The organism is Flavobacterium sp. PMTSA4 (genome assembly GCF_032098525.1).
Classification (GTDB): domain Bacteria; phylum Bacteroidota; class Bacteroidia; order Flavobacteriales; family Flavobacteriaceae; genus Flavobacterium; species Flavobacterium capsici.
Genome location: NZ_CP134890.1, coordinates 1,839,143 through 1,862,296, shown reverse-complemented (window position 1 = coordinate 1,862,296; position 23,154 = coordinate 1,839,143). Strand labels below are relative to the sequence as shown.

Below are 23,154 nucleotides of genomic sequence, written 5' to 3'. Positions count from 1 at the left end.
TTTTTAATTTTAATAAATTCTATCTATTCCATTTCTCTTCCAAAACGAGTAAATCGTTTATTGAAAGAATTAAATATTGGTTTGTTTTTATTGTAAAATTCTTCATCTCCATTCTCTTTCATGGTAATCAACAAACTTCTGTATCTTTCAATATCGGTAATTATATCTGAAATGATTCCATTTTGAATTGATGGCTGAATACCTGAGAAATAAGTTAAGCTTTGTTTGTATTTTGTCATCAGTTTTTCAAGTAATTCTCTGGCTTTTTCTTTTTCACCAATTTTGTAATAACCAGCAGCAAAAGGTTCTACCATTGTGTAATATCCATAATAATCAATTGGCATTTTAGTTATAGCTTCTTCAATTACTTTTTTGGCTTTATCATTTTTACCTTCTTTTATCAATTGATCCATCAAGCGAGACATGTTGGTTCGATACGAAATACTGTTTTTCCTTGTTTCAGGATCATGATAGATTGTTGTTTTGTCACCATTACCCCATTGCCATTTTGAAACCAAATCATACATTTTATCGCTATCAATTTGTCCCATATCAATTGGGTATTCTTTGTCGACTTTTGTTTTTATTGGAACAAGTTTGTAAAGCATTCCGTCAAGTTGCAAATAATCCTTCATCCATAAATAATCATCATCACCAAAGCTTCCACCTGTGAAGTAAATAGGACGTTTCCAATTATTGTTTGCCACTAAATCCAACATCATGATTCTGTTTTTATACAAAGCTCTATCTTTTATATCAATATCAATGTATGGAACAATGGAATCATAATATTTCTCGTTAACTACTTTATTTTTAATAATGTCATCTTTATTAATAGTTATTCTGAACTTATTAGTTGGATAAAAATGTACATTTTGACCATTTGGTAAATCGATTGTAGATTCAGGATGTTTGATAAAAGTCATTAAATCTTTTAATTCCCAACGTGCATCAGTTTTGATAATTCTAACCGCATAATCTAAGTTGTCACCAACATATTCTTGATGGGTAAATGAAATAGGCAAACCTTCTGCAGTATAAGTTTTGCGTTTCATTTGGTCGATGTACCAATCGGTCATAAACAGACTTGTATTGACGATTTTAACGTCTGGTCTTACATTTTCAATTTCTTGGGCATACCATAATGGGAATGTATCATTATCGCCAATTGTAAATAATATAGCATTTGGATCGCATGATTCAAGATAATTTTTCGCCATTGCAACTGCAGTATATTTTTCGCTTCTATCATGATCATCCCAGTTTTGAGAAGCCATTAAAATTGGTGCTGCAAGTAGACAAACTCCAATAATTACAGGTCCAATTAGATTTGATTTAACGTAGTTTGATGCTTTTTCATAAATTGCATAAACACCAAATCCAATCCATATGGCAAAGACATAAAAAGAACCTACTAGCGCATAATCTCTTTCGCGTGGTTCAAATGGTCTTTCATTTAAATAGATTTTTAGAGCCAATCCTGTAAATAAAAATAAGGCAAGCAATACATAAAAGCTTTTCAAATCTTTATTGGCATGATGCAATAAGCCAATTATTCCTAAAATGAACGGAAGGAAATAATAAAGATTTCGACCTTTATTGTTTTTAATGTCGTCGGTTAAATTAGTGTCAATTCCTTTTCCAAGATGTAATTCATCAACGAATTTAATTCCGCTCATCCAATTTCCATCTAGGTTATCATATTTTCCTTGAATATCGTTTTGTCTTCCAACAAAATTCCAAAGTAAATATCTTCCATACATGTATCCAAACTGGTACTCGAACATAAACCATAGATTGTCAAAAGTTGAAGGTTTCTCAACAATTAAATAATCACCATATTTTTTAAGGAAACTAACCAAATCTTCGTTATCAACCTTTTTTTGAGCATATGCATTTTTGAATTCTCTAATGCTACTTTGCATTTCTTCTTTTAATTGACCAACAGCTTGTGCAACTTGATCTTCGCTTAAACTATCAATATCAACTCCATATTGAGCTAAATCTTCTTCAAAAGGATAATCATAATTTAGTTCAAATTTTGGCGGATTTGTGAAAATCATATAGTTTTCAATATGATCTGTACTCCAAAGTCTTGGTAAAAATGCTTTATGTTGATTATTCGTGTTTTGTTCGGCGTTTTTATAATTGTTAACAATTACATATTTGCCAGTTTTATAATCTCTTTCGTAGTTAGGAGCTTTGTCTAAATAAGGTTCATCTGGGTCTAAGCCTGCAAAAGTATCGGTATATTGTGGTCCATAAAATAATGGATTTACTCCGTATTGTTCACGATTATAGTATGCTAAAACTTCAGCAGCATCCGATGGCTTGTTTTCGTTTATCGGTGTATCAGCATTTGCACGAATTGGTAACATCATCCAAGTTGAAAAACCAAGTAAAACAAATAAAACGCAAAGTATAATTGTGTTGTAAAAAGGATGCCCTTTTTTTCGAGTGTATTTTAATCCAAAATAGAAAAAACCAAGAATCAACAATGCTGCAAAAATGGTTCCTGAATTAAATGGTAGTCCAAAGCTATTTACCATAAAAATTTCCATTTTACCAAAGAAAGCTAGTGTATAAGGTAAAAGTAATTTAAAGATGAAAAGCAAAATGGCTACTATAACTATATTGGCAATTATAAAATTTTTTACTGTTACTTTTTTGTAATTTTTGAAGAAATATAAAAATCCAATTGATGGAATAGTTAATAAAGCCATGAAGTGAACTCCGAATGAAAGTCCAATTAGTAAAGAAATCAGTAACAACCATCTGTTTCCTCTCGGAGTATTCATGTCTTCTTCCCATCGTAAACCCAGCCAAAAAAGTAATGCTATGAATAAAGAAGCCATTGCATAAACTTCTGCTTCAATAGCGCTATTCCAAAAACTATCCGAGAATGTAAAAGCTAAAGCACCAACAAAAGAACTTCCAAGTATAACTATAGATTTTGATTTATCAAGTTCTGCAAATTGTTTAACTATTTTTCTTAAAATAATTGATGAAGACCAAAACATGAAAAGAATAGTAAATGCACTTGAAAATACAGAAAGCATGTTAACCATTAAAGCAATTGTTTCTTTGCTCGTTGCAAACATTGCGAAGAAAGCACCTAAAATTTGAAATAATGGCGCACCTGGCGGATGACCAACTTCTAATTTTGCAGATGTAGAAATGTATTCTCCACAATCCCAAAAACTCATTGTAGGTTCTACTGTTAAAGTGTAAGTTGTAAGTGCAATTGTAAACGCTGTCCATCCTAAAATGGTATTCCATTTATTGAAATTAAAGTTTTGCATAGTTCAATTATGTGTGAATTGCTTTTAAAAGTGGTACAAAGAAACTATTTTTTACGTTAAATCTTCAAGGATTAACAATTTTTTCTACATTATTACAATGAATTAATAAACAGATTGTTGTGTCTTAGTAATCAACATCATTTTTAAATAAGTTGAATTTTTAGTATTTTTGCTTGTGTAAAATAAAATTTGTTATAAATTTGCACTCGCATTGAGCAAAATTGGTCTATGGTGTAATGGTAACACAACTGTTTTTGGTGCAGTCTTTCTAGGTTCGAGTCCTAGTAGACCAACAAAAAATCCTGCATTGAGCAGGATTTTTTTGTTTTAACTAAGATAGTAATTTATATTTTAAAAGTTACAACCGGTTTAACAGCATGATTTACTAAATCTTCACTGATGCTTCCATTGAAAAAATGTGCTAATCCTTTTCTTCCATGCGTGCTCATTCCAATCAAGTCTGCATCAATGTAATTTGCAAAATTTAGAACACCATTTTCTACGTTAGTGTCATTATAAATGTGAGTAGAATATTTTCTTATGTTGAAATTTGAAATAAAATTAGACATTATGTCTTTTGCGACATGAGTTGGTTTAAAGCTACTAGGCGTATTTATCATCACTAAATTTAATTCAGCGTCAAATTCATTTGCAAATTCAACTACTTTTTCGAAAGGTTTTTTAATTTCTTCAGAAAAATCAGAAGCAAATACAAACTTGTCTATATTGAAGTTTTCTTGTTCTTTTTTGATTATTAAAACTGGAATTTCAGAATTTCGAACTACTTTTTCAGCATTTGAACCAATAAACATTTCTTTGAAACCACTTGCTCCGTGTGAACCCATAACAACTAAATCAACATTGTTTTTTTTACTGATGTTCATAATGCCATCAAATGCTAATTCAAATTGTATAACTTCTGAAACTTTAACTCCATCCAAGCAAGGATCATCCATTAAATCTTCTAATCGGCTTATGGCAGTGTTCTTAAATAACATTATCTCTGGAAGGTCGTGACCACTTCCTATTGCATCGCCAGCTTGATGTGGCAGTTCCAACATATGTAAAAGGATAACTTCTCCGTTGTTTTTTTTTGCGATTTCGGCGGCTACTTTTAATGCGTAATGAGCATAATCAGAAAAATCAGTTGGGACTAATATTTTTTTCATAAAAATTAAAATTAAGGTTTGTATATTTTATACATTAAAGGTAATAATATTTTTTGATTCAACAATGTTTTTTGGTTTATAAAAAAATAACTATATTTGCGGCGTTATTTACAATTTTGATTTTAAATGATGAGGGAAGCCATAGCTTCCCTCTTTTTATAAAAATGATGACATTTAAAGAAAAAGTTAGCGAACAAATTGGAAAAGCTTTAGAAGCAAATCCTTCATTGTTTTTGGTGGATTTGCAAATTTCTGAAGCATTTAAAATTTCCGTATCTTTAGATGGTGATAATGGAGTTAATCTCCAAGACTGTATTGATGTTAGTCGTTTTATAGAGAACAATTTGGATAGAGAAGAACAAGATTTCTCGTTAGAAGTAGCCTCGGCTGGAGTTTCTTCTCCTTTGAAAAGTGTTAGACAATATAAAAAAAATATTGGAAGAACTTTAAAAGTTAAAACAATTAGTGAAACTATTGAAGCCAAATTAGAAGCGGTTAACGATGAATTTATTACGTTATCTTGGTCATCAAGAGAACCGAAAAAAATAGGAAAAGGAAAAGAAACTGTTCAACACAACAGAGAAGTTCCATATTCAGAAATAAAAGAAGCAATTGTTACAATAATATTTTAATTAAGAATTAGGCATGGAGAATATTGCATTAATCGATTCGTTTTCAGAGTTTAAAGACGATAAACTGATTGATAGAGTGACGCTGATGGCGATTTTAGAAGATGTTTTTAGAAACGCTTTAAAAAAGAAATACGGTTCAGACGATAATTTTGATATTATCATAAATCCTGATAAAGGAGATATGGAAATTTGGAGAAGAAGAATTGTTGTTGCTGATGATGATTTAGATTTAGAAAATGAAGAAATCACATTAACAGAAGCAAGAAAAATTGAACCAGATTTTGAAATAGGTGAGGAAGTTTCAGAAGAAGTAAAACTTATTGATTTAGGAAGAAGAGCTATTTTGGCTTTACGTCAAAATTTAATTTCTAAAATTCATGAGCATGATAGCACAAATCTTTACAAACAATTTAAAGATTTAATAGGCGAAATTTATACTGCAGAAGTTCATCATGTTCGTCCTAGAGTTGTTATTTTAGTTGATGATGAAGGAAATGAGATAGTTTTACCAAAAGAAAAACAAATACCTTCAGATTTCTTTAGAAAAGGAGATAATGTAAGAGGAATTATTGAAAGCGTTGAGCTTAAAGGCAATAAACCTCAAATCATTATGTCTAGAACGGCAGATAAATTTTTGGAAAAATTATTTGAACAAGAAATTCCAGAGGTATTTGACGGTTTGATTAATATAAAGAATGTAGTTAGAATTCCTGGCGAAAAAGCAAAAGTAGCGGTTGACTCATATGATGATAGAATTGACCCAGTTGGAGCTTGTGTTGGAATGAAAGGTTCACGTATTCATGGAATTGTTCGTGAATTAGGGAATGAAAACATTGATGTTATTAATTATACTACTAACATACAATTATATATTACTAGAGCTTTAAGTCCAGCAAAAGTATCTTCTGTAAAGATAAATGAAGAAACAAAAAGAGCAGAAGTGTTCTTAAAATTAGATGAAGTTTCAAAAGCTATTGGTCGCGGTGGTCATAATATTAGATTAGCAGGTCAATTGACAGGTTATGAGCTTGATGTAATACGTGAAGGAAGCGAAATGGAAAATGATGATGTTGAATTAACAGAATTCATTGATGAAATTGATGGTTGGATAATTGATGAGTTTGCAAAAATTGGTTTAGATACGGCTAAGAGTATCTTGAGTCAAAATGTGGATGATTTAGTTAGAAGAACTGATTTAGAAGAAGAGACAATTTTAGAAGTAATAAAAATATTGAAAGAAGAGTTTGAAGACTAAGCTTTCAGAAAAAGAAAACAGATAACATTAATAAGTATTTATGTCTGAAGGAAATATTAGGATTAATAAAGTTTTAAGGGAATTGAATATTTCGTTAGAAAGAGCTGTGGATTATCTTAAAGATAAAGGAGTTGCTATTGAAGCTAGTCCAAACACAAAAATTTCTGATGATGTATACAACATTCTTTGTGGAGAATTTGCTGGTGACAAAGGGAAGAAAGAAGCTTCTATGGGAATCAGCGAAGAGATTCGCAAAGAAAAAGAAGCAATTCGTCTTGAAAGAGAAAAAGAAATAGAAGACAAAAGAAAGCTTGAGGAAGAACGTCAACGTCAGGAACTGATTAAAGCTAAAGCAGTAGTTACTGGTCCAAAACAAGTTGGAAAAATTGACCTAGAGCCAAAAGCACCAGCTTCTACTTCTCCTAAAATTTCTCCTGATAAAAAAGAAGAAAGTAAATTAGCTGAAGAGGTTGTTAATGTTGAAAAAGTGGCTGAAGAACCTAAAAAAGAGGAAGTTAAAGCAACTAAGCCGCAAGAAACTACAGAAGCTCCAGCCGAAGAAGCAATTGAAACAAAATATCAAAAACTTTCTGGAGCAACACTTACAGGACAAGTTATTGATTTATCACAATTCAATAAGCCTAAGAAGAAAAAAGAGGAAGTTAAGAAAGAAGGTGTAAAACCGAATGTTAATGCAGCAAATTCTAACTCTGCTAACAAAAATAAAAGAAAAAGAATTCCTCAAAAACCTGGCGAAGGTAGAGCAATAACTCCAGGAAATACCAATGCTAAATTTAGCGGAAAACCAGGTTTCCAAAAAGGAAATCGTCCAGCAATTGTTCAAAAAGTTGAACCAACCGAGGAAGAAGTTAAAAATCAAATTAAAGAAACTTTAGAACGTCTTCAAGGAAAAGGAAACAAATCTAAAGCTGCAAAATATAGAAGAGACAAACGTGATACTCACCGCCAAAGAACGGAAGATGAATTACAAGCTCAAGAAGAAGGAAGCAAAATATTAAAAGTAACCGAATTTGTTACTGTTGGTGAAATTGCAACCATGATGGATGTGCCAATTACCAAAGTTATCGGAACTTGTATGACTTTAGGAATCATGGTTACCATGAATCAACGTCTTGATGCAGAAACACTTTCTATTGTTGCAGATGAGTTTGGTTATGAAGTTGAATTTATAACAACTGACATTGAAGAGTCAATAGTTCAAGTTGAAGATAAACCAGAAGATTTAGTAACTCGTGCTCCAATTGTTACTGTTATGGGACATGTTGACCACGGTAAAACTTCACTTCTAGATTATATTCGTAAAGAAAATGTTATTGCAGGTGAATCAGGTGGAATTACACAACACATTGGTGCTTATGCGGTAACGTTAGATAACGGACAAAAAATTACATTCTTAGATACACCAGGTCACGAAGCGTTTACCGCAATGCGTGCTCGTGGTGCACAAGTTACCGATATTGCAATTATTGTTGCTGCTGCCGATGATGACATAATGCCTCAAACTAAAGAAGCAATTAGTCACGCACAAGCAGCAAATGTTCCAATGATTTTTGCTATTAATAAAATTGATAAACCAGCTGCTAATCCTGAAAAGATTAAGGAACAGTTAGCGGGAATGAATTTGTTGGTAGAAGATTGGGGAGGAAAATATCAATCACATGATATTTCTGCAAAAGTTGGAACTGGAGTAAAAGATTTATTAGAAAAAGTTTTGCTTGAAGCTGAAATTTTAGACTTAAAAGCAAATCCAAATAAACCTGCAATTGGTACTGTTGTAGAAGCTCAATTAGATAAAGGTAGAGGTTATGTAACTACAATATTAGTACAAGCCGGAACTTTAAAAATTGGAGATTATGTTTTGGCTGGAAAACACCATGGTAAGATTAAAGCGATGCATGACGAAAGAGGAAATGTTATCGAAGTAGCTGGTCCTTCAACTCCTGTATCTGTACTAGGTTTAGATGGTGCTGCAACTGCTGGCGATAAGTTTTCTGTTTTTGAGGATGAAAAAGAAGCAAAACAAATCGCAGCAAAGCGTACTCAATTAATGCGTGAACAATCAGCAAGAACTACCAAACATACAACACTTGCTGAACTTGGACGAAGAATTGCTTTAGGACAATTCAAAGAATTAAATATCATCATTAAAGGAGATGTTGATGGTTCAGTAGAAGCATTAGCAGATTCATTCTCAAAATTATCTACTGAAGAAATTGAGATTAAGATAATTCACAAAGGAGTTGGAGCAATTACTGAATCTGATGTAATGCTTGCTTCGGCATCTGATGCAATTATCATTGGATTTAATGTTCGTCCTGCTGGAAATGCAAAACAAATTGCAGAAAAAGAAGAAATTGATATCCGTAATTATTCTATTATTTATGATGCAATTGACGACTTAAAAGATGCAATGGAAGGAATGCTTTCTCCAGAATTGAAAGAAGAAATCACAGGAACTGCTGAAATCAGAGAAATTTTCAAAGTTTCTAAAGTTGGAACTATTGCCGGATGTATGGTTACTGATGGTAAAATATTTAGAAATTCTAAAATCAGAATTATTCGTGACGGCGTTGTAATTCACACAGGTGAATTAGCGACACTAAAACGTTTTAAAGATGATGTTAAAGAAGTTTCAAAAGGATACGATTGTGGTATGCAGATTAAAAACTACAATAACATAGAACAATTAGATATTATCGAAGCTTATCAAGAAGTAGAAGTGAAGAAAAAATTGAAATAAAAAAATCCCGAGTATTACTCGGGATTTTTTTTGATATTATTTATTTGGTTTGACTAAAAACGCTTTCGGAAATTTCTTTTTTATCTCTAACAAATTTCTTTCTGCTTCAATTCTACTTTTAAAATTTCCAACCCAAACTTTATATAAAGGTGTACTAAAAACAATAGTACAATCAATATTGCTAAAATCTTTTTTGAAAGACATTAATTGCTTTTTTGAATTTTCACTGTCACCATTGAAAATTTGAATTTTATAACGATCAGTTATTGTTATTGAACTGTTTATTTTTCTTTTTTCATTTAACAATTGCTCAAATTTAGAGTCTTGAGAAACATTAACAATTCCTTCTTGACAGTAGGAATTTAAACTAATTTGACTAAAAAATATCAATAAAAAAAAGGGTTTGATAAGCTTTGAAAATTTCATAATGATTTGATTTTAATACAAATGTAAAACTAAATAAATTACACAAAACAAAAAATATTATTTAGAATTAATATAAATTGATATTTAAGATATATTTAAGGTTTTGAGAATAGACCATAAGTCGTATTTTTGTGCAAGTTTTTAATAAAGCATCGGTTTTTCAGGTAATTTTAAACATAAAAAATCGTGCCAAATTAGTCGATAATCATTAATAAAATATGAAAAAAGTGGGTAACCATCATTCGATTTCAAGGAATATACTCTTTTGTTTAGCGCTAATGCTAACATTCTCCTTAAACTCATTTTCACAAACCGAACCAGCAGCAGATGCAGCAGCTCCAGTTTCAGCTGGTGGCGATGTAGCGGCAGGGAAAGCTTTGTTTAATTCAAATTGTGCAGCTTGTCACAAGTTAGATGCAAAATCAACTGGTCCAGCATTAAGAGGTGTTGCGAACAAGCACAAAATGGAATGGATTTACAAATGGGTTGCAAATAGTTCTGCAATGATCAAAGCTGGTGATCCAGTTGCGGTAAAGTTGTTTGAAGAAAATAATAAGTCTGTTATGACTGCTTTTCCTCAATTATCGACTACTGATATTGATAATATTATTGCCTATACATCTGAGCCAAAACCAGAACCAACTACTGCTACAGCTGGAACATTGCCAACAGGAGGAAACAATGATAGTGGAATTTCAAACAATGTAATCCTTGGAGCATTAGCTTTAGTGATGTTTATGTTGGTAATTATGTTATTCTTTGTTAATAATGTGTTATCTAAAGTAGCTAAAGCAAATGGAATAGAAGTAGCTCAAAAAGAAGCTTCAATGCCAATTTGGAAAGCATTCGCTAAAAATCAGTTTTTAGTATTAGTTTCTTCAATCTTCTTGTTGCTTTCAAGTGGTTATTTTGTTTATGGATGGATGATGCAAGTTGGTGTCGACCAAGATTATGCTCCAGTACAACCAATTCATTATTCTCACAGAATACATGCAGGAAGCAACGGTATTGATTGTAAATACTGTCACTCTGCAGCAAGAGTTAGTAAAAATGCTGGAATCCCTTCGTTAAATGTTTGTATGAACTGTCACAAAAACATTTCTGAAGTTGCTGATACAACTGCTACTCCTGAGTATTCAAAAGCATTTTATGATGCACAAATACAAAAACTTTACGATGCTGTAGGTTGGGATAAAGCAGCTCAAAAATATACAGGAAAAACTAGTCCAGTAAAATGGGTTAGAATTCACAATCTTCCAGATTTTGCATACTTCAATCACTCTCAACACGTTACTGTGGCAGGTATTGAATGTCAAAAATGTCACGGTCCAGTAGAAACGTACGAAATTCAAAAACAGTTTGCACCTCTAACAATGGGTTGGTGTATCAATTGTCACCGTGAAACTGACGTGAAAATGGAAGGAAATGCATATTACACAAAAATTCACGAAGAACTTTCTAAAAAATATGGTGTAGAAAAATTAACTGCAGCACAAATGGGAGGTTTAGAATGTGGAAAATGTCACTATTAAAATTAATTTAGAAGCTTAATACTATATATACGATGTCATCTAACAAAAAATACTGGAAAAGTGTTGAGGAACTAAACGAAAATAGTTCTATTGTTGAGGCGCTTAGAAATAATGAATTTGTGGAAGAAATTCCAACTGATGAATTTTTATCAGACAAAGACTCATTATCTTCGTCATCAACTACTCGTCGTGATTTCTTAAAATATGTTGGGTTCAGTACAGCTGCAGCAACGCTTGCAGCTTGTGAAGGTCCAGTTCATAAATCAATTCCTTACGTTCTTCAACCAGAACAAATTATTCCTGGTGTAGCAGATTATTATGCTACTACTATGTTTGATGGTTTTGATTTTGCGAATATATTAGTAAAGACTCGTGAAGGTCGTCCAATTAAAATTGAAAACAATAAGTTAGCTGGAGCAAAATTTGCTGCAAATGCTAGAGTTCATGCTTCTGTATTGTCATTATATGATAATATGAGATTAAAGCAAACAAAAATGGCTGGTAAAGATTCAACTTGGCAAGAAGCTGATTTGAAAATTAAAGCAAGTTTAGCTGAAGCAAAAGCTACAGGAAAACAAGTTGTTTTATTGACTTCAACTTTAGCAAGTCCTTCTACAGAAAAATTAATTGCAGATTTTATTGCTCAAAATCCAACAGCAAAACACATTGTTTATGATGCTGTTTCGGAATCAGCTGCGTTAGATGCATTTGAAACTGTTTACGGAGAAAGAGCTCTAATTGACTACGATTTTTCAAAAGCAAATACAATAGTTTCTATTGGTGCTGATTTCTTAGGTGATTGGCAAGGTGGAGGTTTTGATTCAGGTTATGCTCAAGGAAGAATTCCACAAGCAGGTAAAATGTCAAAACATTTTCAGTTTGAAGCAAACATGACTTTGTCTGGTGCTGCTGCTGATAAAAGAGTGCCAATGACTGAAGCAAATCAAAAGCAAGCTTTAGTAAAAATATATAATACTATTGTTGGTGGTGTTGCTGCTGGAACGGATGAAGTTGGAAAAGCAGCTCAACAATTATTATCCGCTGGTTCTAAAGGTGTTTTAGTTTCTGGAATTCAAGATAAAAACGCTCAATTATTAGTTTTAGCTATTAATCAAAAATTAGCTAGTGAAGCTGCTTCAACAGTTGGTTCTCGTCAAATTAGAAAAGGATCAAATGAAAAAGTAACGCAATTAATTGCTGATTTGAACTCTGGAAATGTTCACACTTTAATTATGAGTGGTGTAAATCCGGTTTATACTTTGGCAAATAGTAAAGATTTTGTTTCTGGACTAAAGAAAACTAAATTATCAGTTGCATTTTCAATAAAAGAAGATGAAACAGCTAGTCTAACAAATATTGCAGTTCCTGCGCCACATTATTTAGAATCATGGAATGACTTGATGTTGACAAAAGGAACTTATTCTTTGACTCAACCAACAATCAAACCATTATTCAGTTCAAAACAATTTCAAGAAGCCTTAATGAGTTGGACTGGAGTTGCGGGAACATATTATGATTACATTAAAGCTAATTCTGCTAATTATACAAATGGAGCAAGTTGGAATAAAACTGTTCATGATGGAATCTCAATTGGAGTATCATCTGGTTCAAGTTTTGGTTCTGCTGACTTTTCAAGTGCTGCTAATGCATTAGCAAGTTCAAAACCAGCTCAAGGTGTTGAATTGTTTTTATATACAAAAACCGGTTTAGGTGATGGACAGCAAGCTAACAATCCTTGGCTTCAAGAATTACCAGATCCAATTACAAGAGTTTCTTGGGATAACTATGTTACTGTTTCAAAAGCTGATGCTGAGAAATGGGGATTAGAAAATCGAATTGTTGCTAATGGAGGTTTGAATGGAAGTTATGCAAAAGTAACAGTTGGAAAAAATGAAGTAACAGTTCCTGTAATTGTTCAACCAGGTCAAGCAAAAGGTACGATTGGAATTGCGCTTGGGTATGGTAAAAAAGCTGCTCTAAAAGAAGAAATGCAAGTTGGAGTAAATGTTTATCCATTCTACTTAAATTTCAATAATGTGCAAGATGCAAAAATTGAAGCAGTAAGCGGAGAACATGAATTTGCTTGTGTTCAAGGTCAAAAAACCTTAATGGGAAGAGGCGACATTGTTAAAGAAACCACTTTAAAAACATATAACGAAGCAAAAAATTCAGAAGAATGGAATTCTGTTCCTAAAGTTTCATTAGACCATAAAGAAGTAGCTGCAACAACAGTTGATTTATGGGAATCTTTTGATCGTTCAACAGGTCATCATTTTAATCTTTCTATTGATTTGAATGCTTGTACGGGTTGTGGAGCGTGTGTAATTGCATGTCATGCTGAAAACAATGTTCCTGTTGTTGGAAAATCAGAAATAAGAAGAAGCCGTGATATGCATTGGTTACGTATTGATAGATACTATTCTTCAGAAGATACTTTTGAGCAAGACAACGAGAAGAAAGAAAATTTCAATGGATTATTTGGAGATAAAGGTTCTTTAGGTGGATTTGGAGAAATGGAACATGCTGCTGATAATCCACAAGTTGCTTTCCAACCTGTGATGTGTCAACACTGTAATCACGCACCATGTGAAACGGTATGTCCAGTTGCTGCAACATCTCATAGCCGTCAAGGTCAAAACCATATGGCATACAACAGATGTGTTGGTACAAGATATTGTGCAAACAACTGTCCATACAAAGTACGTCGTTTCAACTGGTTCTTATACAATAATAATGACGAGTTTGATTTCCATATGAATGATGATTTAGGAAGAATGGTTATCAATCCTGATGTTAACGTTCGTTCACGTGGAGTTATGGAAAAATGTTCAATGTGTATCCAAAAAACTCAATTAACTATATTAACTGCAAAACGCGAAGGAAGAGAAGTTGCGGTTGATGAGTTTGAAACTGCCTGTTCAGCTGCTTGTTCAACTGGAGCAATGGTTTTTGGAGATGTTAACAACAAAGAAAGTCAAGTTGCTAAACTAGCCGAAGATAAAAGAATGTATCACCTTTTAGAAAGTGTTGGTACTAAACCAAATGTATTCTATCACGTAAAAGTTAGAAATACCTAATAATAAGTTATTAATTAAGAAACAATATAAAGGATTATGTCGTCTCATTACGAAGCACCCATTAGAAAACCTTTAGTTATAGGTGATAAAACTTATCACGATGTAACTGTTGATGTAGCAGCTCCAGTTGAAGGAAGAGCAAATAAACAATGGTGGACAGTTTTCTCCATTGCATTAGTAGCTTTCCTTTGGGGAATAGGTTGTATCATTTACACCATATCTACAGGAATTGGAACTTGGGGATTAAATAAAACAGTTGGTTGGGCTTGGGATATTACTAACTTCGTTTGGTGGGTTGGTATTGGTCACGCAGGAACCTTAATTTCTGCAGTACTTTTATTATTCCGTCAACGTTGGAGAATGGCTATTAACCGTTCTGCTGAAGCAATGACTATTTTCTCTGTTGTACAAGCTGGATTGTTCCCAATTATTCACATGGGTAGACCTTGGTTAGCTTACTGGGTTGTGCCAATTCCAAATCAATTTGGTTCTTTATGGGTTAACTTTAACTCGCCATTACTTTGGGACGTGTTTGCAATTTCTACTTATTTATCAGTATCATTAGTTTTCTGGTGGACTGGTTTACTTCCTGACTTTGCAATGTTAAGAGATAGAGCTGTAACTCCGTTTACAAAAAGAATTTATTCAATTTTATCATTTGGATGGAGTGGAAGAGCAAAAGACTGGCAACGTTTTGAAGAAGTTTCATTGGTATTAGCTGGATTAGCTACACCACTTGTACTTTCAGTTCATACTATTGTATCCTTTGACTTCGCAACATCTGTAATTCCAGGTTGGCATACAACAATTTTCCCACCATATTTCGTTGCTGGTGCGGTATTTTCTGGATTTGCGATGGTAAATACACTTTTAATTATCATGAGAAAAGTGTCAAATCTTGAAGCTTACATTACTATTCAACACATAGAGTTAATGAACATTGTAATTATGATTACAGGTTCTATTGTTGGAGTGGCTTATATCACTGAGTTATTTGTAGCTTGGTACTCTGGAGTAGAATTTGAACAATATGCATTCTTGAACAGAGCAACTGGACCATATGCTTGGGCTTACTGGGCAATGATGAGTTGTAATGTATTCTCTCCACAATTTATGTGGTTCAAAAAATTAAGAACGAGCATTATGTTCTCGTTTATAATCTCAATTGTTGTAAATATTGGAATGTGGTTTGAGCGTTTTGTAATTATCGTTACCTCGCTTCATAGAGATTACCTACCATCATCTTGGACAATGTTCCAACCAACATTTGTAGATATTGGAATTTATATTGGAACTATTGGTTTCTTCTTTGTATTGTTCTTATTATATGCTAGAACTTTCCCAGTGATTGCACAAGCAGAGGTAAAAACAATCTTGAAATCTTCAGGAGAAAATTATAAGAGAGAAAGAGAATTAAAAGGTCACGATCATTCTGACAAACATTAATATTAGCTATGAGTAGTACAAAAGTTATACACGCACTATACAATGATGATGATGTTTTGATGGATGCAGTTCACAAAACAAGAGCCGCACATCATCATATTGAAGAAGTTTTTACTCCATTCCCAGTTCATGGTTTGGATAAGGCTATGGGAATACCACCAACAAGATTAGCTATATGCTCTTTTATATATGGATGTTTAGGATTAACAGTAGCTACAGTTATGATGAACTATATTATGATTCAAGACTGGCCGCAAGATATAGGTGGAAAACCAAGTTTTGCATATTATCAAAATATGCCAGCTTTCATTCCTGTAATGTTTGAATTAACTGTTTTTTTTGCAGCGCATTTAATGGTTATAACTTTTTATATGAGAAGCCGATTATGGCCATTTAAAGAAGCTGAAAATCCAGATGTAAGAACTACTGATGATCATTTTTTAATGGAAATAGCTGTCAATAATAACGAAGAAGAATTACTGAAATTTTTCAACGAAACAGGAGCAGTAGAAGTAAAAGTTGTAGATAAGCATTAATAAAAAAGTATGAAGAACTTGCTTAAAATAATAGTAATTTTTGGAATAACAGTTTCAATTACATCATGTAAAAATGATTTGAAACCAAATTACCAATACATGCCTAACATGTATGAATCGGTAGCTTATGAAACATACTCTGAATCAGATGCTTTCAATTCACCAACTGGTTTAAAAGGAAAAGAAGGTCAATTGGTTCCACAAGGAGCTGTTAAAAGAGGTTTTCAACCTTATGAATATCCTAATACAACAGAAGGATATGAAATGGCAAAAGCAAATTTAAAGTCACCTTTAGATTCTTTGGGTTTAGACCTTAAAAAAGGACAAGAATTGTTCGAAATATATTGTGCTATTTGTCATGGAAAAGCTGGAGATGGAAAAGGTAAATTGGTGACACAAGAAAAATTCCTTGGAGTACCTAGTTATAAGGACAGACAAATTACAGAAGGAAGTATCTTCCACGTAATCACTTATGGATTAAACTCAATGGGTTCTCACGCTAATCAGTTGGATACTCAAGAAAGATGGCAAGTGGCTGCTTATGTTCAAAAACTGAAAAGCGAATTATAATTGTAGAATAAACAGATAGTTATAGATATGTATACTTTTTCTAGTAAATTAAAAACTTTTTCTTTCATCTTGATGATTGTTGGTGCCTTAGGAATCGGTTATGGATTTTTTACCGCTCCAAAAACTATTCAAGATGTTGAAACTATATTAAATGCTGAAAATCATGGTCACCATGTAGCAGCTCACGATGCCCATGCTGTAGAACACCACGATGCAAAAGCAACTGCTGAACATCAAGAACACTTGAAACATGTTTTGCATCAATTACAAAACAAACCATGGTCAGCTTTATATGTTGCTTGTATATTCTTTATGCTAATTGCACTTGGAGCTACAGCTTTTAAAGCAATCAACATTGTTGCTCAAGCAGGTTGGTCACCAATTTTGTTTAGAGTAATGCAAGCAATTGGCGCCTATTTATTACCAGGTTCTATTATTTTCTTTGTCATTCTACTCTTAACAGGCTTTCATTTTAATCACTTATTTGTTTGGATGGCAGAAGGTGTAACCGATCCAAATAGTCCTAATTATGATCATTTGATAGCTGGTAAATCAGGTTATCTCAATTTTCCTTTTTGGATTATTAGAGCCGCAATATTCTTAACAGTTTGGAATTTATATCGTTATTATTCTAGAAAAAACTGTTTAGCCCAAGATAATGCTACTGATGATTTAAATTATAAAAAGAATTTTAAATTGTCAGCTGCTTTCTTAGTATTCTTTATTGTATCTGAATCAATAATGTCTTGGGATTGGTTAATGTCATTTGACCCACATTGGTTTAGTACTTTATACGGATGGTACGTTTTTGCTAGTTTTATAGTAAGTGCAGTTACCATGATTGCTGTTGTAACAATTTATTTAAAATCAAAAGGATATTTAGAACAAGTTAATTCTAGTCATATCCATGATTTAGTTAAGTATATGTTTGGATTTAGTATTTTTTGGACTTACTTATGGTTTTCTCAATTTATGTTGATATGGTATGCAAATATTCCTGAGGAAGTTACCTATTTCAAAACAAGAATTGATTTGTATAATTTACCATTCTTCGGTGCATTAGTTTTAAATTTTGTGTTACCAATACTGATATTAGTTAATACAGATTTCAAACGTATTTCTTGGATAGTTATTATGGCTAGTTTGATTATCCTATTTGGTCATTATATTGATTTCTTTAACATGATAATGCCAGCTACCGTTGGAGACCAGTGGTTTATCGGCGTGTCAGAGATTGCATCAATATGTTTCTTTGGTGGATTGTTCATCTATGTGGTGTTTACAGCTTTAACAAAAGCACCATTAACTCCAAAGAGAAGCCCTTTTATAGAAGAAAGTAAACATTTTCATTATTAATATTTTAAAGTAAAAAACAAATGACAACTCTTTTAGTATTTATAGTTGTAGTTTTATTAGCCATTGCAGTTTGGCAATTAACAAAGATATTTGACTTAACTCAAATTGGTGCAAATGTTAATGATACGCAAGTAGCAAATGACAACGATAATAAAGTGAATGGTTACTTAATGTTTGCTTTTCTAATATTTATTTATATTACTACTATATGGTGTGTTTTATACTACGGACATTTTCCTTTACTAAGTGATTCAGCTTCAGAACACGGACCATTAGTAGATAATTTAATGATTATTTCGCTAGTATTGATATTTTTTGTTCAAACTATTACCCAAGCACTATTACATTATTTTGCTTTCAAATACCGTGGTAAGCAAGGTCAAAAAGCTTTGTACTATGCTGATAATAATAAATTAGAAGTTATTTGGAGTTCAATTCCAGCAGTGGTTTTAGCAGGTTTAATTCTTTACGGGTTATATGCTTGGAATAATATTATGTTTGTTGAAAAAGAACAAGAACAAGATGCTATTGTTATTGAACTTTATGCGCAACAATTCAAATGGGAAGCAAGATATTCTGGTCCTGATAATGTATTAGGAAAGGCAAACGTAAGATATATTGAAGGAGTTAACAATTTAGGTGTTGATTTAGCAGATCCAAATGCTCAAGATGATTTTACGGCATCTGAATTACATATTCCTAAAGGAAAACGTATTATTTTTAGAATGCGTTCTCAAGATGTATTGCACTCAGCTTACATGCCTCATTTTAGAGCTCAAATGAATTGTGTTCCAGGTATGGTTACTCAATTTTCATTTACACCTACAATGACAACTGCAGAGATGAGAGAAAGACCTGCAATGATTGAGAAAGTTGCTAATATTAATGCAATTAGAGCTCAAAAAAGTCAAAAATTAATTGCAAAAGGAGAAGCAGCCTTAGAACCTTACACTTTTGATTACTTGTTATTATGTAATAAAATATGTGGAGCATCACATTACAACATGCAAATGAAAGTTGTAGTAGATACACCAGAAGATTACAAAAAATGGTTGGCAGATAAGCAAACTATTGTTAGTGCTTATGCAGCTTCTAAAGCAAGTGAAGAACCAAAAGAAAATGTAGTGCCAGCAGCAGTAGATACTACAAAAACAACAAATACTGAGGCAGTTGTCGCAGTAGTGACTAAAAAATAAATATACAAATTTAAAGATTAGAATATATGTCAGCAGCAGCTCACAATCACGGACACGATAACGATCATGGTCATGACCACGAACACCACCATAAAGACACTTTTATAACAAAGTACATCTTTAGTATCGACCATAAAATGATATCTAAACAGTATTTAATTACGGGTATCATTATGGGAGTAATAGGTGTAGGTATGTCTATGCTTTTTAGAATGCAAATTGCTTGGCCTGAAGAGTCATTTAAAATTTTTAATGTTTTATTGGGTGATAAATTTGCTCCAAATGGTGTAATGACTAACGAAACATATTTGGCATTAATTACAATTCACGGTACTATAATGGTATTCTTTGTCCTTACAGCAGGATTGAGTGGAACATTTAGTAATTTATTAATTCCTTTACAAATTGGAGCGCGAGATATGGCATCGGGATTTCTTAATATGATTTCATATTGGTTGTTCTTTTTGTCAAGTGTTGTTATGGTAATTTCGTTGTTTGTTGAATCTGGTCCAGCTTCAGCAGGATGGACAATTTATCCGCCATTAAGTGCATTACCTCAAGCAATTTCAGGTTCAGGAATGGGAATGACTTTGTGGTTAGTTTCTATGGCAATTTTTATTGCATCATCGTTACTAGGTTCTTTAAATTATGTTGTAACGGTTATTAATTTGAGAACAAAAGGGATGTCAATGACAAGACTACCATTAACAGTTTGGACATTCTTTATTACAGCAATCATTGGTATTGTATCTTTCCCAGTTTTATTATCAGCAGCATTAATGTTGATTATGGATAGAAGTTTTGGTACTTCATTCTTCTTGTCAGATATTTATTTAGCTGGTGAAGTTTTAAATTATCAAGGTGGATCGCCAGTATTGTTTGAGCACTTATTTTGGTTCTTAGGACATCCAGAAGTATATATTGTAATTCTTCCAGCAATGGGATTGGTTTCAGAAATTTTAGCAACCAATTCACGTAAACCAATTTTTGGGTATAGAGCAATGATTATGTCAGTACTTGCAATTGCTTTCTTATCAACTATTGTTTGGGGACATCATATGTTCATCTCAGGTATGAATCCGTTTTTAGGTTCTGTATTTACATTTACTACCTTATTAATTGCTATACCATCAGCGGTAAAAGCGTTTAACTGGATAACAACCTTATGGAAAGGAAATTTACAAATGAATCCTGCCATGTTGTTTTCCATAGGAATGGTTTCAACGTTCATTACTGGAGGTTTAACAGGAATTATTCTTGGAGATAGTACACTTGATATTAACGTTCATGATACTTATTTCGTAATTGCTCACTTCCACTTAGTAATGGGTATTTCTGCTCTTTACGGAATGTTTGCAGGTATTTACCATTGGTTCCCTAAAATGTTTGGAAGAATGTTAAATAAAAATCTAGGATATGTGCATTTTTGGGTAACTGCGGTTTGTGCTTATGGGGTTTTCTTCCCAATGCACTTTATAGGAATGGCAGGTTTACCTAGAAGATATTATACAAATACAAATTTCCCATTATTCGATGATTTAGCTAATGTAAACGTTATTATTACTACGTTTGCATTAGTTGGAGGAGTTTTCCAATTAGTTTTCTTGTACAATTTCTTTAGCAGTATATTCTACGGAAAGAAAACAGTTCAAAACCCATGGAAATCGAATACTTTAGAATGGACAGCTCCAGTAGAACATATACATGGAAACTGGCCTGGAGAAATCCCTGAAGTACACAGATGGGCTTATGATTATAGTAAACCAGGACATGATGAAGATTTTGTTCCGCAAAATGTGCCGATGAAACCTGGTGAAGAAGTGTTACATCATTAATTCATTTTAGTTTAAAAAAGCCTTTCTTAATTAGAAAGGCTTTTTTATTTGCATTCAACTTTATTCTATATTTGTAACATGAATGAAAATCTAAATCCCAGTAATGCTAATTACAATCCTGAAGAGCTTGATCTTGAGAAAAAGTTAAGGCCACTTTCATTTGAAGACTTTACAGGTCAAGAGCAAGTACTTGAGAATCTTAAGGTTTTTGTTGAAGCTGCAAATCTAAGAGAGGAAGCATTAGACCATACCTTGTTTCATGGTCCGCCGGGTTTAGGAAAAACTACTCTAGCCAATATACTTGCTAACGAACTTGGAGTTGGGATTAAAATAACCTCTGGTCCTGTTTTAGATAAACCTGGTGATTTAGCAGGTTTGTTAACTAACTTAGAAGATAGAGATGTACTTTTTATTGATGAAATTCATCGTTTAAGCCCAATAGTTGAAGAGTATTTATATTCTGCTATGGAAGACTTTAAGATTGATATCATGATCGAATCAGGTCCAAACGCTAGGACGGTTCAAATCAACTTGAATCCTTTCACGCTTGTTGGTGCTACAACTCGTTCCGGTTTATTAACCGCACCGATGCGTGCGCGTTTTGGAATACAAAGCCGTTTACAATATTATAACACAGAGTTATTAACCACAATTGTACAGCGTAGTGCATCTATTTTAAAAATGCCAATCACTATGGAAGCAGCTATCGAAATTGCTGGAAGAAGTAGAGGAACGCCTCGTATTGCCAATGCATTGTTGCGTCGTGTTAGAGACTTTGCGCAGATTAAAGGCAACGGTAGTATTGATATTGAAATCGCTCAATTTTCGTTAAAAGCTTTGCATGTAGATGCTCATGGATTGGACGAAATGGATAACAAAATCCTTACTACTATTATAGAAAAATTCAAAGGCGGACCAGTAGGTCTGTCCACTTTGGCAACTGCAGTATCTGAAAGTGGCGAAACCATTGAAGAAGTCTATGAGCCATTCTTAATTCAAGAAGGTTTCATTATGCGAACACCAAGAGGTAGAGAAGTAACCGATAAAGCCTATAAACATTTAGGAAAAATAAAAGGTCCAAATCAAGGTGAATTGTTTTGATTAATAAAGAAAAATACACCCAAATTATAAAAGCCGAATCCAAAAGACTCGGCTTTTTGTCTTGCGGTATATCCAAAGCAACTTTTCTAGAGGAAGAAGCACCTCGCTTTGAAGAATGGCTCAAGAAAGGCCATCACGGCGAAATGAAGTTTATGGAAGATTATTTTGATAAGCGATTAGACCCACGATTGCTTGTAACTGGTGCAAAAAGTGTAGTATCGTTGCTCATCAATTATTACCCATCCGAATTTCAAAATCAGGAAAGTTATAAGATTTCTAAATATGCGTATGGCAAAGACTATCACTATGTCATCAAGAAGAAGTTAAAGAAACTCTTGGCAGCTATCCGAGCTGAAATTGGCGATATTCATGGAAGAGCTTTTATAGACATTGCACCCATTATGGATAAAGCTTGGGCAGCCAAAAGCGGATTGGGTTGGATGGGTAAAAGCAGCAACTTGCTTACGCAACAAGTGGGTTCGTTTTATTTTATAGCCGAATTGGTTATAGACCTTGAACTCGAATATGATTACCCAACTACAGACCATTGTGGCACTTGCACTGCTTGCATTGATACTTGTCCTACGCAAGCCATCATTGAACCTTATAAGGTTGACGGCAGTAAATGCATTTCCTATTATACCATCGAACTAAAAGACAATCTGCCACAAGAAGCCAAAGGCAAAATGGATGATTGGATGTTTGGTTGCGACATTTGTCAGGATGTTTGCCCATGGAATAAGTTTTCTAAATCACACAGCGAACCACTTTTTAATCCTAATCAAGAGCTTTTGAACTTTAGCAAAAGAGATTGGGAGGAAATTACCGAAGATACTTTTGAGAAAGTATTCAAAGGAACACCTATTAAAAGAACTCAGTACCAAGGCTTGAAACGCAACATCGATTTTTTGAAAGAGTAAACCAATTTTAGATTTCATAGTGTATTTTATTGTAATATAT

At 33.1% G+C, this 23,154-nt stretch carries 16 protein-coding genes and 1 tRNA gene; 14 read left to right on the top strand and 3 right to left on the bottom strand.

The window, feature by feature from the left end:
• Positions 1 to 23: 23 nt before the first annotated feature.
• A complete protein-coding gene (locus RN605_RS08630) occupies positions 24 to 3,302 on the bottom strand; it encodes a glycosyltransferase family 117 protein (RefSeq protein ID WP_313324226.1) in 3,279 nt (1,092 codons plus the stop codon).
• Positions 3,303 to 3,524: 222 nt separating this feature from the next.
• Between RN605_RS08630 and RN605_RS08625 the strand changes: the two genes are divergently transcribed.
• Positions 3,525 to 3,595: transfer RNA gene (locus tag RN605_RS08625), tRNA-Gln, on the top strand.
• A 51-nt stretch (positions 3,596 to 3,646) separates the two neighbouring features.
• Here the strand turns inward: RN605_RS08625 and RN605_RS08620 are convergent.
• Positions 3,647 to 4,471 (bottom strand): universal stress protein, encoded by an 825-nt coding sequence (locus tag RN605_RS08620; RefSeq protein WP_313324224.1) that lies wholly within the window; start codon positions 4,469 to 4,471, stop codon positions 3,647 to 3,649.
• Positions 4,472 to 4,638: 167 nt separating this feature from the next.
• Between RN605_RS08620 and rimP the strand changes: the two genes are divergently transcribed.
• From rimP to infB, 3 genes are read left to right on the top strand one after another with little or no spacing between them, the layout of a single operon-like run.
• Positions 4,639 to 5,103, top strand: a complete 465-nt coding sequence (rimP, locus tag RN605_RS08615) for a ribosome assembly cofactor RimP (RefSeq protein WP_313325814.1) — start codon at positions 4,639 to 4,641, stop codon at positions 5,101 to 5,103.
• Positions 5,104 to 5,116: 13 nt separating this feature from the next.
• The gene (gene nusA / locus RN605_RS08610; protein WP_313324222.1) at positions 5,117 to 6,358 is read left to right on the top strand and encodes a transcription termination factor NusA; all 1,242 of its coding nucleotides are present in this window, start codon (positions 5,117 to 5,119) and stop codon (positions 6,356 to 6,358) included.
• A 40-nt stretch (positions 6,359 to 6,398) separates the two neighbouring features.
• Complete coding sequence (gene infB / locus RN605_RS08605) at positions 6,399 to 9,119, top strand: translation initiation factor IF-2 (RefSeq protein WP_313324220.1); 2,721 nt, start codon at positions 6,399 to 6,401, stop codon at positions 9,117 to 9,119.
• 36 nt (positions 9,120 to 9,155) lie between these two features.
• Here infB and RN605_RS08600 read toward each other — a convergent pair whose 3' ends face one another.
• On the bottom strand, positions 9,156 to 9,545 hold the full coding sequence (locus RN605_RS08600) for an SPOR domain-containing protein (protein ID WP_313324219.1): 390 nt from the start codon (positions 9,543 to 9,545) through the stop codon (positions 9,156 to 9,158).
• Positions 9,546 to 9,763: 218 nt separating this feature from the next.
• On the opposite strand from RN605_RS08600, the gene RN605_RS08595 reads away from it, so the two are divergent.
• The 10 genes from RN605_RS08595 to queG all read left to right on the top strand — a co-directional run bounded on the left by RN605_RS08595 (position 9,764) and on the right by queG (position 23,114).
• Complete coding sequence (locus tag RN605_RS08595; protein ID WP_313324218.1) at positions 9,764 to 11,077, top strand: c-type cytochrome; 1,314 nt, start codon at positions 9,764 to 9,766, stop codon at positions 11,075 to 11,077.
• A 32-nt stretch (positions 11,078 to 11,109) separates the two neighbouring features.
• Positions 11,110 to 14,154, top strand: a complete 3,045-nt coding sequence (locus RN605_RS08590) for a TAT-variant-translocated molybdopterin oxidoreductase (protein WP_313324217.1) — start codon at positions 11,110 to 11,112, stop codon at positions 14,152 to 14,154.
• Positions 14,155 to 14,190: 36 nt separating this feature from the next.
• Positions 14,191 to 15,600 (top strand): NrfD/PsrC family molybdoenzyme membrane anchor subunit, encoded by a 1,410-nt coding sequence (gene nrfD / locus RN605_RS08585; protein WP_313324215.1) that lies wholly within the window; start codon positions 14,191 to 14,193, stop codon positions 15,598 to 15,600.
• Between the two features lie 8 nt (positions 15,601 to 15,608).
• Entirely contained in the window at positions 15,609 to 16,136 is a 528-nt protein-coding gene (locus RN605_RS08580; RefSeq protein ID WP_313324214.1) for a DUF3341 domain-containing protein, read from the top strand.
• A 9-nt stretch (positions 16,137 to 16,145) separates the two neighbouring features.
• The gene (locus tag RN605_RS08575) at positions 16,146 to 16,706 is read left to right on the top strand and encodes a c-type cytochrome (RefSeq protein ID WP_313324212.1); all 561 of its coding nucleotides are present in this window, start codon (positions 16,146 to 16,148) and stop codon (positions 16,704 to 16,706) included.
• Between the two features lie 27 nt (positions 16,707 to 16,733).
• On the top strand, positions 16,734 to 18,062 hold the full coding sequence (locus RN605_RS08570) for a quinol:cytochrome C oxidoreductase (RefSeq protein ID WP_313324210.1): 1,329 nt from the start codon (positions 16,734 to 16,736) through the stop codon (positions 18,060 to 18,062).
• A gap of 20 nt (positions 18,063 to 18,082) precedes the next feature.
• A complete protein-coding gene (locus RN605_RS08565; RefSeq protein ID WP_313324208.1) occupies positions 18,083 to 19,258 on the top strand; it encodes a cytochrome c oxidase subunit II in 1,176 nt (391 codons plus the stop codon).
• A 26-nt stretch (positions 19,259 to 19,284) separates the two neighbouring features.
• Positions 19,285 to 21,093: a cytochrome c oxidase subunit I gene (locus RN605_RS08560; protein WP_313324207.1), complete on the top strand. Its 1,809-nt coding sequence runs from the start codon at positions 19,285 to 19,287 to the stop codon at positions 21,091 to 21,093.
• Positions 21,094 to 21,171: 78 nt separating this feature from the next.
• Positions 21,172 to 22,194, top strand: a complete 1,023-nt coding sequence (gene ruvB, locus RN605_RS08555) for a Holliday junction branch migration DNA helicase RuvB (RefSeq protein ID WP_313324206.1) — start codon at positions 21,172 to 21,174, stop codon at positions 22,192 to 22,194.
• Positions 22,191 to 23,114, top strand: a complete 924-nt coding sequence (gene queG / locus RN605_RS08550; RefSeq protein ID WP_313324205.1) for a tRNA epoxyqueuosine(34) reductase QueG — start codon at positions 22,191 to 22,193, stop codon at positions 23,112 to 23,114. The genes ruvB and queG overlap by 4 nt, the downstream gene beginning before the upstream one ends.
• Positions 23,115 to 23,154: the final 40 nt, after the last annotated feature.